The 13,004-nt window shown below is 63.7% G+C and carries 12 protein-coding genes, 1 tRNA gene and 1 riboswitch; of the genes, 10 read left to right on the forward strand and 3 right to left on the reverse strand.

Annotated features, from left to right (window positions below):
• Nucleotides 1-25: 25 nt before the first annotated feature.
• From nusG to RMN95_RS01140, 3 genes are all read right to left on the reverse strand, one after another.
• Complete coding sequence (nusG, locus tag RMN95_RS01130) at nt 26-1,060, reverse strand: transcription termination/antitermination protein NusG (RefSeq protein ID WP_309615128.1); 1,035 nt, start codon at nt 1,058-1,060, stop codon at nt 26-28.
• Nucleotides 1,061-1,123: 63 nt separating this feature from the next.
• On the reverse strand, nt 1,124-1,405 hold the full coding sequence (gene secE, locus RMN95_RS01135) for a preprotein translocase subunit SecE (RefSeq protein ID WP_309615129.1): 282 nt from the start codon (nt 1,403-1,405) through the stop codon (nt 1,124-1,126).
• Nucleotides 1,406-1,469: 64 nt separating this feature from the next.
• Nucleotides 1,470-1,542, reverse strand: a tRNA-Trp gene (locus RMN95_RS01140).
• Between the two features lie 188 nt (nt 1,543-1,730).
• Here RMN95_RS01140 and RMN95_RS01145 point away from each other — a divergent pair.
• The 10 genes from RMN95_RS01145 to RMN95_RS01190 all read left to right on the forward strand — a co-directional run bounded on the left by RMN95_RS01145 (nt 1,731) and on the right by RMN95_RS01190 (nt 12,782).
• Nucleotides 1,731-3,047, forward strand: a complete 1,317-nt coding sequence (locus tag RMN95_RS01145; protein WP_309615138.1) for a UDP-glucose/GDP-mannose dehydrogenase family protein — start codon at nt 1,731-1,733, stop codon at nt 3,045-3,047.
• Between the two features lie 100 nt (nt 3,048-3,147).
• Nucleotides 3,148-4,362, forward strand: coding sequence for a pyridoxal phosphate-dependent aminotransferase (locus tag RMN95_RS01150; protein ID WP_309615130.1), 1,215 nt, complete (start codon nt 3,148-3,150; stop codon nt 4,360-4,362).
• 86 nt (nt 4,363-4,448) lie between these two features.
• A riboswitch (FMN riboswitch) is annotated at nt 4,449-4,602 on the forward strand.
• A 91-nt stretch (nt 4,603-4,693) separates the two neighbouring features.
• Nucleotides 4,694-5,767, forward strand: a complete 1,074-nt coding sequence (gene ribD, locus RMN95_RS01155) for a bifunctional diaminohydroxyphosphoribosylaminopyrimidine deaminase/5-amino-6-(5-phosphoribosylamino)uracil reductase RibD (protein ID WP_397545218.1) — start codon at nt 4,694-4,696, stop codon at nt 5,765-5,767.
• Complete coding sequence (locus RMN95_RS01160; RefSeq protein WP_309615131.1) at nt 5,767-6,372, forward strand: riboflavin synthase; 606 nt, start codon at nt 5,767-5,769, stop codon at nt 6,370-6,372. Before ribD ends, RMN95_RS01160 begins: the two co-directional genes overlap by 1 nt.
• Complete coding sequence (ribA, locus tag RMN95_RS01165; protein WP_309615132.1) at nt 6,369-7,676, forward strand: GTP cyclohydrolase II; 1,308 nt, start codon at nt 6,369-6,371, stop codon at nt 7,674-7,676. Before RMN95_RS01160 ends, ribA begins: the two co-directional genes overlap by 4 nt.
• Nucleotides 7,673-8,146: a 6,7-dimethyl-8-ribityllumazine synthase gene (gene ribH, locus RMN95_RS01170; protein ID WP_309615133.1), complete on the forward strand. Its 474-nt coding sequence runs from the start codon at nt 7,673-7,675 to the stop codon at nt 8,144-8,146. Before ribA ends, ribH begins: the two co-directional genes overlap by 4 nt.
• A 46-nt stretch (nt 8,147-8,192) precedes the next feature.
• Nucleotides 8,193-9,473: an MFS transporter gene (locus RMN95_RS01175; RefSeq protein ID WP_309615134.1), complete on the forward strand. Its 1,281-nt coding sequence runs from the start codon at nt 8,193-8,195 to the stop codon at nt 9,471-9,473.
• A gap of 149 nt (nt 9,474-9,622) precedes the next feature.
• The gene (locus RMN95_RS01180; protein WP_309615135.1) at nt 9,623-10,918 is read left to right on the forward strand and encodes a sugar ABC transporter substrate-binding protein; all 1,296 of its coding nucleotides are present in this window, start codon (nt 9,623-9,625) and stop codon (nt 10,916-10,918) included.
• Nucleotides 10,915-11,844: a sugar ABC transporter permease gene (locus RMN95_RS01185; RefSeq protein WP_309615136.1), complete on the forward strand. Its 930-nt coding sequence runs from the start codon at nt 10,915-10,917 to the stop codon at nt 11,842-11,844. The genes RMN95_RS01180 and RMN95_RS01185 overlap by 4 nt, the downstream gene beginning before the upstream one ends.
• Nucleotides 11,845-11,852: 8 nt before the next feature.
• Complete coding sequence (locus RMN95_RS01190) at nt 11,853-12,782, forward strand: carbohydrate ABC transporter permease (protein WP_309615137.1); 930 nt, start codon at nt 11,853-11,855, stop codon at nt 12,780-12,782.
• The last annotated feature ends 222 nt before the right edge of the window (nt 12,783-13,004 follow it).

Here is a 13,004-nt window from a genome sequence, read left to right on the forward strand (position 1 = left end):
TGCGCCCTTTTCCTGCCAAGGAGAACTACATCTTGGTGACCTGGTCGAAGCTGAGCTCGACCGGGGTCTCACGCTCGAAGAGCGACACGAGCACAATGAGTTTGCCGCTCTCCGCTTTGATCTCGCTGATCGAGCCGGGCAGACCCGCAAACGAGCCTTCCTTGATGGTGATGGTTTCGCCAATCTCGAAGTCGATCTCGGCGGGGATGACTCGGGAGGGGTTCTTGCCCTTGCCTGGAGCCCCCTTGGCTGCGGGGGCTTCCACGATCTGCACGAGGCTCTTCAACATGTTGAACGCCTCCTCGAATCGAAGAGGGCGCGGGTTGTGTGAGTTGCCCACGAAACCGGTAACCCCGGGCGTGTGACGCACGACAGACCAGCTGTCCTCGTTGAGGTCCATGCGCACGAGCACGTAGCCGGGGATGCGCACGCGGTTCACGAGCTTGCGCTGGCCATTTTTAATCTCGACGACATCTTCCATCGGCACCTGCACCTCGAAGACGTACTCTTCCATCGCCATCGAAATCTTGCGGTTGTCGATGTTCTGCTTGACCCGCTTCTCAAAACCGGCATAGGAGTGGATGACGTACCACTTGCCAGGCTTCTCGCGAAGTTCTGACTTGAATTCGTCGTACGGGTCGATGTCGGTCGCGTCGGTGTCGGCCGAATCGGCGTCGGCCGCATCCAGCTCGGCGCCGGGGTCAGGACCGTCATAAGGAGTGACATCGGCCTCTTCGGCTGCTTCTTCCTCGGCGTCGATGTCAGCTTCGTCGTCGGTTGCCGCGACGGAGGCGTCAGCCTCATCCACCGAATCAATATCGAGTGCGTCGTCGACGATGGAATCGGCCTCAGGGTCGATTGCTGCATCGAGTGCCTCGAGCAGCCCGGCGAGGTCGCCCTCTTCTTCGTCGTCATCAATCACATGCATAGCCTCGTGCTCGGCAGCCTCTTCGGACCTACCGGCAGCGGCATCAGTGTTGCCTGTCTGCTCTTCGTCGACCTCGGCAGACTGCTCTGCGGCCGTAGCACGCTCAAAGTCGTCGCGGTGGTTCTCAGGCACAAAATCTCTTTTCGTTGCTTATGTTCTCTGGGCGACGCGCAGATCGCCGAAAGGGTGGTTGGATCAGCCTGCGACGGTGGGATCGCCGAACAGGAAGTTGACCAGGGCACTGAACCCGAAGTCGAGCCCGGATACCAGGGCCATCATGATGACGACGAAAACCAGGACAACAAGCGTATAACTCAGCAGTTCCTTGCGGGTAGGTGTGACCACCTTGCGCAATTCGCCGATGACCTGGCGCAGGAACAGCATGATTCCGGCGAGCGGACCTCGCTTCTGGGCGCGATCATTCCTGGCATTGGCTACGACGTCCTCACTGGGATCGTCGATCACTTTTCTTGCCACTAGTCACTACCTTCCGATACCCGCTGATCACAAAACTGAACACAAAACTGCGTGCAGGGACTAGCAGGGCGGACAGGACTTGAACCTGCAACCTGCGGTTTTGGAGACCGCTGCTCTACCAATTGAGCCACCGCCCTATGCATTTGCGATGCCATGCACCAGCGACATTCACGCGTAAATACACACGCGTAAAAATCATCGGTCGAGGGCGCGCAAAAACTTGGCAGAATTCAACTACCGCGACCAGTGTACGTCATCGAACTTCCCCATAAAAATGCCCCAGACTGGGCGTAGCTGTCGCAGGAATCTGTGAAGGAGAAACACCATCAAACTTTCTGTCATCGGATGCGGATACCTCGGAGCCGTGCACGCCGCGGCTATGGCCGAACTCGGCCACGACGTCATCGGCATCGACGTCGACCAATCCAGGATCGATGCCCTGTCGGCTGGCAAGGCTCCATTCTTTGAGCCTGGGCTTCCCGACATTCTGGCCTCGGCGACGGCCTCAGGCCGACTTCGTTTCTCCACGAGGATGGAGGACGCCGCTGGCTCCAGGGTTCACTTCATCGCGGTCGGCACACCCCAGAAGAGGGGCTCATATGCCGCTGATCTCACCTCCGTGAATGGTGCGCTGGACGCCCTCATCCCCTTCCTCAACGCGGGTGACCTCGTCGTCGGGAAGTCGACGGTTCCGGTGGGCACGGCGACGAACCTCGCGGCCGCGGTCGCCGCATCCGGAACCGGAGCATCGCTGGCATGGAATCCGGAGTTTCTGCGCGAAGGTTTCGCCGTGAAAGACACCATCTCTCCCGACAGGCTTGTGTACGGGCTTCCGCCTGCCGAGGCGGAAGCTGTCAGCGCCAAAGCCCTCCTCGACGCCGTGTACAGGTCCGCGCTTGACGCGGGAACTCCTCTCATCGTGACCGACTATGCAACATCCGAGCTCGTGAAGGCATCAGCAAACGCATTTCTCGCTACGAAAATCTCATTCATCAACGCGATGGCTGAAATCGCCGAGGCAACCGGCGCAGACGTGACCCAACTAGCGGATGCCATCGGCCTCGATCCGAGGATTGGCCGCCGCTTTCTCGGTGCCGGCGTCGGCTTCGGTGGCGGATGCCTGCCCAAAGACATCAGGGCGTTCACCGCGCGGGCGGAAGAACTCGGTCGAGGCGAGTCCGTCGCGTTCCTCAAAGAGGTCGACGCCATCAACCTGCGGCGCCGCCAGCGCGTCGTCGACCTCACCGTCGAATCCCTGGGCGGATCGGTCAACGGTAAAAAGGTCGCCGTCCTCGGCCTGGCGTTCAAGCCGTTCTCCGACGATATCCGCGATTCGCCGGCGCTGGATGTCGCGGTGCAGCTGAGAGGGCTCGGTGCGACGGTCGTGGCGACTGATCCACACGCCATCGAGAATTCGCGTCGCATCCACCCGCAGCTCGAATATGCGGTCGAGCCCGCGGATGCGCTAGCGAACGCCGACGCTGTCGTGCTCGTCACCGAGTGGGACCAGTTTCGGCACATGGACCCTGTCTGGGCGGGCAATCTGGTCAGGGACAGGATCGTCATCGATGGCAGGAACTGCCTTGACGCCCCGGCGTGGCGCGCGGCGGGCTGGACCTACCGGGGCCTCGGCAAGCCCTAGTCGAGCACTCTTCGCCACCCGTCGCAAGGTTGCGCAACTGCAGCCACTGTGGCAGTGGCCAGCCACCTGATTCCCGCGAGCCGCAGCCTAAACTGGAATCGTGACCCTCCCCCGAATCTCCCGTCGAATCTCCGCCATCGCCGAGTCAGCCACGCTGAAAGTGGATGCCAGGGCCAAAGCCCTCCAGGCTGAGGGACGGCCCGTTATCAGCTATGCGGCAGGGGAACCGGATTTTGCTACGCCCGCGAATATCGTGGAAGCGGCGTCCCGAGCCGTGCTCGACCCGAAGAACTACCGGTACACGCCCGCGGCCGGGCTGCCCGAGTTGCGCGAAGCCATCGCCGCCAAGACCCTCCGGGACAGCGGCCTGGTCGTCTCCCCGACGCAGGTCATTGTCACTAACGGGGGCAAGCAGGCCGTCTACCAGTCGTTCGCCACCCTGCTCGACCCGGGTGATGAGGTGTTGCTGCCCACTCCGTACTGGACGACATATCCCGAGGCCGTGAAGCTCGCCGGCGGGGTGCCGGTGGACGTATTTGCGGGTGCCGACCAGGGCTACCTCGTGACGGTCGAGCAGCTCGAGGCGGCCCGCACAGACCGCACCAAGGTACTGCTGTTCGTATCCCCCTCGAACCCGACGGGTTCCGTCTATTCGCTCGAGCAGACCAGGGCAATCGGCCAGTGGGCGCTTGAGCACGGGCTGTGGGTCATTTCGGACGAGATCTACCAAAACCTGGTCTACGACGGTGTGCGAGCCGTATCTATTGTCGAGGCAGTGCCGGAACTCGCGGACCGCACAATCCTCGTCAACGGCGTCGCCAAAAGCTACGCGATGACCGGATGGCGGCTCGGCTGGATGGTGGGCCCCGCCGACGCCATCAAGGCCGCGGCCAACCTTCAGTCGCACCTCTCGTCGAACGTGTCGAACATCTCTCAACGTGCGGCGATCGAGGCTCTCAACGGGCCCCAGGACCAGGTGGAGGTGATGCGCCAGTCGTTTGACCGCCGCCGCAAAACCATCGTTGCTGAGCTCAACAAGATCGACGGGCTGTGGTGCCCGAACCCCGAGGGTGCTTTCTACGTGTATCCGGATGTCACGGGACTTCTCGGGCGCGAATGGGGCGGGGTCACCCCCACCACCTCGCTAGAGCTTGCCGATCTCATTCTCGAGCAGGCTGATGTCGCCGTGGTGCCGGGCGAGGCTTTCGGACCATCGGGATACCTGCGACTCTCGTACGCGCTGGGCGACGAGCCCCTTGTGGAGGGAATCAAGCGACTTCAGAAGCTGTTCGGGGTAGGTGCCCTCCGCCACTGAGCACCGCTCGGCCGGTGAAGTGCGGGTCGCCTGACGCAGGGAATATCCGCGTCACAGGGGCGTTGAGTACACTCGTAAGCAATAAGTACGTGCTCCGGGGTCGGTGAAAGTCCGAACCGGCGGTGATAGTCCGCGAGCGGCGGATGGGCGAAACCCCTGATGCTGCTGACCTGGTGGAATTCCGGGACCGACGGTAATGGATTGGCAACAATCCTCAGTCCGGATGAGAGGTAGCACGAGTTTCGCACCAGGGCCACTATGGCGCGACCGCGAAACAGGTCCCACGACCGCACACCCGGAGTCCGTCTTTCACGAAGACGAAGGCAACCGGATGACCGTCGAGAGCTATGGCACGGCCCGGGGCAGCGCGCCCCAGGGCAGCGCGGCCTATGAGCCCGCGATGCGCCGTGCGCTCGAGCTCGCGGCCAACGGCCCGGCGACCGGTATCAATCCGCAGGTGGGGTGCGTACTGCTTGATGCAGCCGGTGTGATCGTCGCCGAAGGCTGGCACCGAGGTGCCGGTACGCCTCACGCCGAGGTGGACGCGCTGTCGAAAGTGCGCAGCGCCCTCGGGCTGACTGCCGTCGTCACCCTCGAGCCGTGCAACCACACAGGCCATACGGGGCCGTGCAGCGAAGCGCTCATCGCGGCCGGCATCGAGCGCGTGGTGTACGCCGTACAGGATCCCGGCGTCGGGTCGGCGGGGGGCGCTCAACGCCTGCGCGAGGCCGGAGTCGACGTGGTTGCCGGTGTACTGGAAGCCGAGGCTGCCGAGTTTCAACGAGTATGGCTGGTGGCGACAGGCAAGAGGCGACCATTCGTGACCGTCAAGTGGGCGTCGTCCCTTGACGGCCGCGCCGCGGCAGCCGATGGCTCCAGCCAGTGGATTACTGGCACCGCGTCACGGCAGCGAGTGCACGAACAGCGCGCCGCCAGCGACGCGATCCTGGTCGGCACCGGCACGGTCCTGGCAGATGATCCGTCACTCACCGCACGCGGTGACGCCGGGGAGCTGATGCCGCAACAACCCCTTCCGGTGGTGATCGGCGAGCGTCCCATCCCAGGTGATGCGCAACTCTGGGAGCATCCACGCGGGGTGCTTGAGACGGGCAGCCGAGACCTGGAGGACATCCTCGGATGGCTGTACGAGCAGGGCATCCGTCGCGCATTCGTGGAGGGAGGGCCCACCCTGGCCAGCGCATTCATCGCCGCCGGACTCGTTGATGAGTACCTTCTTTACCTCGCCCCCATGCTTCTCGGCGGCGATCGAGTCGCGGTCGCCGACATCGGTGTCCCGAGCCTCGGTGATGCCCGTCAGCTGCGCATCACGTCGGTTGATTACCTCGGCAACGACATCCTGGTCACCGCACGACCACTCGAAGACACCCCAAAGGAAGGCCACTAATGTTCACCGGAATCATCGAAGAGCTGGGCGAGGTCACCGCCTGGGAGCCCAGCGTCGACGCCGCACGCATCACCGTGCGCGCACCCCTCGCGGTGAGCGACGCAAGACACGGCGATTCCATTTCGGTCAGCGGAGTGTGCCTGACCGTTGTCGACCAGGGCCCCGACTGGTTCACCGCCGACGTCATGGCCGAATCTATCGCGATGTCGACGTTCAGCGACATGGCGGCGGGCCAGCGTGTCAACATCGAGCGGGCGGCGCTGGTGGGCGATCGCCTCGGCGGCCATATTGTGCAGGGTCACGTCGACGGCACGGCAGCGATCACGTCGATCGAGGATGGCAGCGCCTGGCGTGTCGTGCGATTCAGCCTGACACCGGATGTCGCGCCACTCGTCGCTCGCAAGGGTTCCATCGCCGTTGACGGGGTCTCGCTCACCGTCAGTGCGGTCGGGCCTGACTGGTTCGAGGTGTCCCTCATCCCGGAGACACTGGCGGCGACGGTGTTGGGTTCGAAAATCGTCGGCGATGGCGTGAACATCGAGACGGACATCCTCGCGCGTCATGTCGAACGCATGCTCAGTCTCGAAGGAAGGTTGACGCGATGAGCCTCACCACTATCCCGACCGCTCTCGACGCCCTTCGCGCCGGCAAGCCGGTCATCGTCGCAGATAACGAGAGTCGCGAAAACGAGGGCGACGTCATCCTGGCTGCCCAGACGGCGACGCAGGAGTGGCTGGCCTGGACCATCCGCCACACCTCGGGTTTCATCTGCGCCCCGATGACGAATGAGATTGCCGACCGTCTCGAGTTGCCACTGATGGTGGTCGAGAATCAAGATCGCCTCGGAACCGCGTACACGGTCAGCGTGGATGCCTCTGACCGGCTGAGTACCGGGATCAGCGCCGCAGACCGTGCGCACACGCTCAGGGTGCTCGCCGACGTGAACTCGACGCCCGCGAGCCTGAACCGCCCTGGGCACATCCTCCCCCTGCGCGCCGTCGACGGCGGAGTGCGTGAGCGACCCGGCCACACCGAGGCGACCGTCGACCTGCTGAAGCTCGCCGGCCTCGTTCCGGTCGGGGCGATCGGTGAGATCGTCGCCGACGACGGCGAGATGATGAGGCTGCCGGGGCTCATTGAGCTCGGCGCATCCATGGATATTCCGGTGATCACCATCGCCGCGCTGATCGATTACCTGCAGGAGTGGCACTGTGATGCCGAGGTGCCGGTGGCCGTCGAGATCCCGGAAACATCGCGCGTGATTTTCGAGGTCGAGACGACGGTTCCGACCGCGCACGGTTCGTTCCGCTTTCGTGCCTATCGCGACAGGATGACCGGGGCCGACCATCTCGCCATCATCAGTCCTACATCCCACGAGGGCGCCCCCACCGATGGCACCCTGTTGCGCGTGCACTCGGAGTGCGTGACCGGTGAGGTGTTCCACTCGGGTAAGTGCGAGTGCGGCCCGCAGCTGGATTCCGCGCTCGACCTGATCAACGAGCAGGGCGGCATCGTCATCTACATGCGCGGCCATGAGGGCCGCGGCATCGGTCTCATCAACAAACTGAAGGCCTACCGGCTTCAGGAGGACGGGCTCGACACCCTCGATGCGAACCTCGCTCTCGGCTTTCCGGCCGACGGTCGCGACTACAGCGCCGCGGTCGCCATCCTGGACGACCTCGGCATCTCGCGGGTGCGGGTGATCACGAACAATCCTGACAAGCTGCGGCAGCTCGAAGAGCGCGGCATCACCATCGTTGAACGCGTGCCGCTGGTGGTCGGCGTCGGGGAGTTCAACGAGGCATATCTCGAAGCAAAACGTGACCGAATGGGTCACGTCATTCCGTCGACCGACGTGCTCGATGAGGCGTTGGCGGCATCCACCTACCGAAAGGCGCACAACTCATGAGCGGCGAAGGACACCCGGTTCTCGACACCAACGGCACTGGCTTGAAGGTCACGATCGTCTCCGGCCTGTGGCACCACCGCATCGCGGACGGCCTGCTCGGCGGCGCGCGGCGCGTACTCCACGCCTCCGGGGCAGAGGTCTCCGAGGTGCAGGTGCCCGGCAGCTTCGAGCTGCCGTTGGCCTGCAAGGTGGCCCTCGATGCGGGCGCGGACGCCGTGGTTGCCCTGGGTGTGATCGTGCGCGGGGGCACCCCGCACTTTGAGTACGTCAGCGCGGCGGCAACGGACGGGCTGACCCGGGTGGCCCTCGACACCGGCAAGCCGGTTGGCTTCGGAGTGCTCACCCTCGACGACGAGCAGCAGGGCCTCGATCGAGCCGGCCTGCCCGGCTCGAAGGAGGACAAGGGAGCGGAGGCGGCCGAGGCAGCCCTGGCCACGGCGATCGTGCTGCGGGGCATCCGGAGCGCATAGACGTGTGCTGCGGTTGCTGACGCCGGGGAACTAGTACTCTGGCGCAGTGACCGCACCATCACCCAGCTCGCCGCCCGCCGCATTCACCCTGTTCGCCGAACCGAAACGCAGGGTCACCGGAGGCTGGATCGCGCTCTTCGCCACCGCGTGGCTGGGCATCTGGATGGCCCAGCTCACCCCCGTGCAGCTTCTGCTTCCCACCCAGATCGACAGCCTCGTCGGTAGCGCCTCCGGCACCGACAGCGTGCTCGCCTTCGGCATTATCTCGGGTGTGGCCGGCGCGTTCGCTCTCATCGTCTATCCGCTGACCGGCGCTCTCTCAGACCGCACCACCTCGCGGCACGGTCGGCGCCGGCCATGGATGCTCGCCGGCACCCTGGTGTTCGCGATCGCCCTCTTCCTGATGGGGCTGCAGTCGACACTGTTGGGCATCGGCATTTTCTGGTCGCTCGCGATCAGTGGATTCTGCATGGTCTCAGCCGGGATCACCGCCACCATCTCAGACCAGGTTCCTGTCGGCCAGCGCGGCTTTGTTTCCGGATGGGTCTCCGCACCGCAGGCACTCGGAACCGTGCTCGGTCTCGCACTCGTGCTCGGCCTCACCCTGGGCGTATTTATCGGGTACACGCTGGTCGCCGTGCTGCTCATCGTGCTCGTGGTGCCGTTCATACTCCTGGTGCCGGATGAGGTGCTGCCGAAGGTGCTGCGTTCACCTCTCAACCTGCTCGCTCTGGTCAAGGGGTTCTGGGTCAATCCCGTTGCGCACCCCGACTTTGGGTGGACGCTGCTGGGGCGCATCCTGGTCAATATCGGCAACGCTCTCGCCACGACCCTGCTGCTGTACTTCCTGATCTATGGCCTCAAACGGCCTGAGACCGCGCAGGAGGATCTGCTGCTGCTCACCGTGATCTACCTGGTCTTCTTCATCGCCGCAGCGCTCGGCTTCGGCAAACTCAGCGATAAGCTCGGGCGCCGCAAGGCGTTCGTCTACGTCGCCGCGTACCTGCAGGCCGTGGCTGCGCTGCTGCTCGCATTCATCCCCGACTTCAGCATTGCGCAGGTCGCCGCAGGCCTACTCGGGCTGGGGTATGGATGCTACATGGCCGTCGACCAGGCGCTGGCGACCCAGGTGCTGCCGAACACGCACAGCCGTGGCAAAGACCTCGGAATCATGAACATCGCCAGCACCGTGCCCCAGGCCGTCGCGCCGCTGCTCGGAGCGTTCGTGGTCGCGGCACTCGGCGGCTACACGTCGCTCTTCGTCTGCTCGGCCATCGCGGCGGTGCTGGGAGGCCTCGCGGTCATCCCGATCAGAAGCGTAAAGTAAAGCAACCGAGTGCCAAGCGGACCTAATGGCACCAGAAACATTGGCGATAGTCGTCATATGTGACCCGGATAAGCAAGCCATTGATTCAGAAATCAGGTCCCAACATAATCGTCTGATGCGCACAGAGTGCGACTGGGAAGGTAATGACAATGGACCTCAATCGGCGACAGCTTCTTGGACTGGCAGGCACGTTGGGCGGCGTCGCAGCCCTGTCTGGGTGTGCGGGATTCAGCCGCCCCGACACGGCCACGGGTGCTGATGAGCTGACGTTTACGACCTGGGGAAGCGACAGTGAGCTTCTCGGCTTCGAGCAGGCCATTGCCGCCTTCGAGGAGTCAAACCCCGGGGCAAAAGTCACGCTCAACGTGGTTCCCTTTGCCCAGATGTTCGAAAATATCGATGCGCAGCTTCAATCGGGCACGGCCCCGGATATCTTCCGGGTCGACTATGACAATCTCGGGGTGTACTCGGGTCGCGGCCAGCTTCTCGATCTGGGTCCGTACATCGACGATGCGGTCGGTAACCAGTTCACCGACCAGATGTGGCGGGCCGTGCAGTTCGACGGCGCACCCTACGGGGTGCCGCACCACACTGACACCTCCACCATCCTGTACAACAAGGATGCCTTCGCGGCGGCCGGGATCACTGCCGTGCCCGACACGCTCGAATCAGCCTGGACGTGGGAGGAGTTCGACCAGGTCGCCACCACCCTGCGAGGGCAGCTGAGTGATGACCGATATCCGTTCGCGTACAACTGGCAGGCCAGTGGGGTCACGCGGTGGTTGAGCTGGCTCTTTCAGGCCGATGGTCGCTTCCTCGCCGATGACCTGATGACACCGGCTATCGATTCAGCGGCGGGCCGGGCCGCAGTCGATTTCACCAAGGGTTTTTTCCCCCGTCGGCTGGTACCCGAGAACAGTTCCGTGAAATCATCGACATTCGCCAGTGACATCTTCTTCTCCGAAACCTCGACGATGACTTTCGCCGGTGCGTTTCTGCTTCCGGATGCCGCGAAGCTGGCGCCCTTCGAATGGGGAGCGACCTTCTCCCCTCGCAATAAGCGCGGCGGAGGAGACCTCGGCGGAAACGCTCTGGTGGCCACCTCGGAGACGACCAAGCCCGAGCTGGCAGCCGAGTTCCTCACGTTCATGACGCGGGAAGAGACGATGTTCAACTTCTGCGTGGGTGCGAGCCTGCTTCCCACTCTGAAGAGTCTCGTGGGCGAGGATCTGCCGTTCGCCGAGCGTGGTGACCTTGCGACCTACTTCGTTCAGCAGGCCAGCAACGTTCGTCCCGACGACGCCGCACAGATCGCATCACCGGCGATGGCGGCGATCAACACCGTGCTGAGCGACGAGCTCGAGCAGGCGTTCATCGGTGGGCAAAGCACTGATGACACGATCGCGAACATTACGGCGGGCATCACGGAGGCGACCTCCCGGTGAGTGCCGTTGCGGGCGCTGGCACACGATCGGGACGGGCATCCCGCACCGGTCGTCGCAGGCGCCATTCCGAGACTCTCGCGGGCTACTCGTTTCTCGCCCCCAACCTGATCATCCTGGGTCTGTTTCTGTTCATCCCGGTCGGGTGGGCGGCAGGCATCAGCCTGCAGAGCACCAACGGATTCGGGTCGGGCGACTTTATCGGCTTTGAGAATTTTGCCCGGTTGGCTCGCGACCCCATCTTCTGGCAGTCGGCTTTCAATACCGCCCTGTTTACCGCGCTCATTGTGCCGCTGAGCATGGGCCTGGGGTTGGGCCTGGCCGTCCTGATGAATTCGGTCCTTCCCGCGCGCGGCCTGTTCCGCACCATCATTGTGCTGCCCATGGTCATTTCCGGGGTGGCGACCGCCCTGGTGGGGGTGCTGATCTTCGACCAAAACAATGGTGTGCTGAATAAGTTGTTGAAGGCATCCGGCCTCGGTGCAATTCCGTGGCAGTCCGGCGGCGCCGCGGCCTTCGCCTCGGTCGTGCTCGTGACGCTGTGGTGGCGGGTCGGGTTCAATATGATCATCTATCTCGCCGGTCTGCAGGGCGTCGAGCCCGAACTCTACGAATCCGCTCGGATCGATGGCGCGAGTTCGTGGAAGCAGTTTCGCTACGTGACCGTGCCGATGGTGGGGCCCTCGACTTTCTTTCTGCTGGTCATGAACGTGATCTATTCGTTTCAGGTCTTCGACATCGTGTACGTCCTCACGAACGGGGGGCCAGGATATTCAACCTCGGTGCTCGTCACCTACGCCTACCAGAACGGCTTCGTCACCAGAGACCAGGGCTACGCCGCCGCCATCGGGATCGTGCTGCTCATCCTCACCCTCGCGTTTACCGCGCTGCAGTGGCGCTTCAGCCGAACCCGCGACCAGGTCGGCTGAGGCGCATCATGACCACCTCCACCGCCATTCCCGCTGCCATCGGACCGGCCGATTCCGGCGCTCCGGCACCCGTGCCCAGCACCACGCTGTTGCGCACACTTCGGCGTCGGCGATCGAGCGGCCCGGAACGCCGTTCGTATGCCGCGCGCCTGATAGTGGTGATCGCGAGTTGTGTGGTGCTGCTGTTCCCGCTGTACTGGATGATCGTGGTCGCGTTCTCGCCTCGGGAGGAACTTCTGACCCGGCAACTGCGCCTCTGGCCCCAGCAGTTCACCCTCGACAATTTCGATACCGTCTTCTCGTCCTTCCCCATCGCCACGTGGTTCGGCAACTCCATCGCCATCGCCATGGTGGTGACCGCGCTTACCGTGTCGATGAACCTGCTCTCGGGGTACGCGTTTGCGCACCTCAGGTTCCCGGGCAATAACGTGACCTTCCTCCTGACGCTGTCAACGCTGATGCTGCCGGTGCAGGTGATCATGGTGTCGCAGTTCAAGCTGGTGACACAGCTCGGCATCTACGGAACCTACTGGGCGGTCATCCTTCCGTCGGCGGCAACCGCATTCGGGATATTTCTTTCGCGTCAGTTCATCATCGGCATCCCGAGGGAGATCATCGAGGCGGCGAGGATGGACGGCGCGGGCGCTTTCCGTATCTTTATCCAGATCGTGCTACCACTCTGCAAGCCGCTGATCGCCGTGCTGGTGCTGCTGACCTTCCTCTCCACCTGGAACGATTTCGCCTGGCCGCTCATCGCCCTGAAAGAGAATCAACTCTTCACTCTTCCCATCGGCCTGCTCTTCCTGCAGGGACAGTTCGGGTCTGACTATGGCGCGATCATGGCGTTCGCCCTCCTATCGGTTCTCCCCATGATCCTGCTGTTTGTGCTGTTCCAGCGCTATTTCGTGCAGGGATTCGCGCGCAGCGGGATCCGCTGAGGCAGTCCACAACACGCTCGGTCGACAGGGCTCGGGGTCGCCGGATCGCGAAGTACAGCCCGATCGCGAGCGCGCCGGCAGCCCTGCCGCGAGCGGCGCCGGTGTTCGGCCCCGCCGCTGCCGCGAGCGCACTGGTGTTCGCCCCCGCCGAGTCCCGACCGCACCACCGTCGAGGTGTGGCGGGAGAAATACACTCGCGGCGGGAGTCGCGACTCCCGCCGC

This window comes from Salinibacterium sp. (assembly GCF_031364185.1).
GTDB lineage: Bacteria > Actinomycetota > Actinomycetes > Actinomycetales > Microbacteriaceae > Rhodoglobus.

What these genes read in the sequence shown, in the direction of transcription:
- ribD (WP_397545218.1), top strand. Translation starts at nt 4,694, where the DNA reads ATGACCGTCGAGAGCTATGGCACGGCCCGGGGCAGCGCGCCCCAGGGC.
- RMN95_RS01160 (WP_309615131.1), top strand. Translation starts at nt 5,767, where the DNA reads ATGTTCACCGGAATCATCGAAGAGCTGGGCGAGGTCACCGCCTGGGAG.
- ribA (WP_309615132.1), top strand. Translation starts at nt 6,369, where the DNA reads ATGAGCCTCACCACTATCCCGACCGCTCTCGACGCCCTTCGCGCCGGC.
- ribH (WP_309615133.1), top strand. Translation starts at nt 7,673, where the DNA reads ATGAGCGGCGAAGGACACCCGGTTCTCGACACCAACGGCACTGGCTTG.
- RMN95_RS01180 (WP_309615135.1), top strand. Translation starts at nt 9,623, where the DNA reads ATGGACCTCAATCGGCGACAGCTTCTTGGACTGGCAGGCACGTTGGGC.
- RMN95_RS01190 (WP_309615137.1), top strand. Translation starts at nt 11,853, where the DNA reads ATGACCACCTCCACCGCCATTCCCGCTGCCATCGGACCGGCCGATTCC.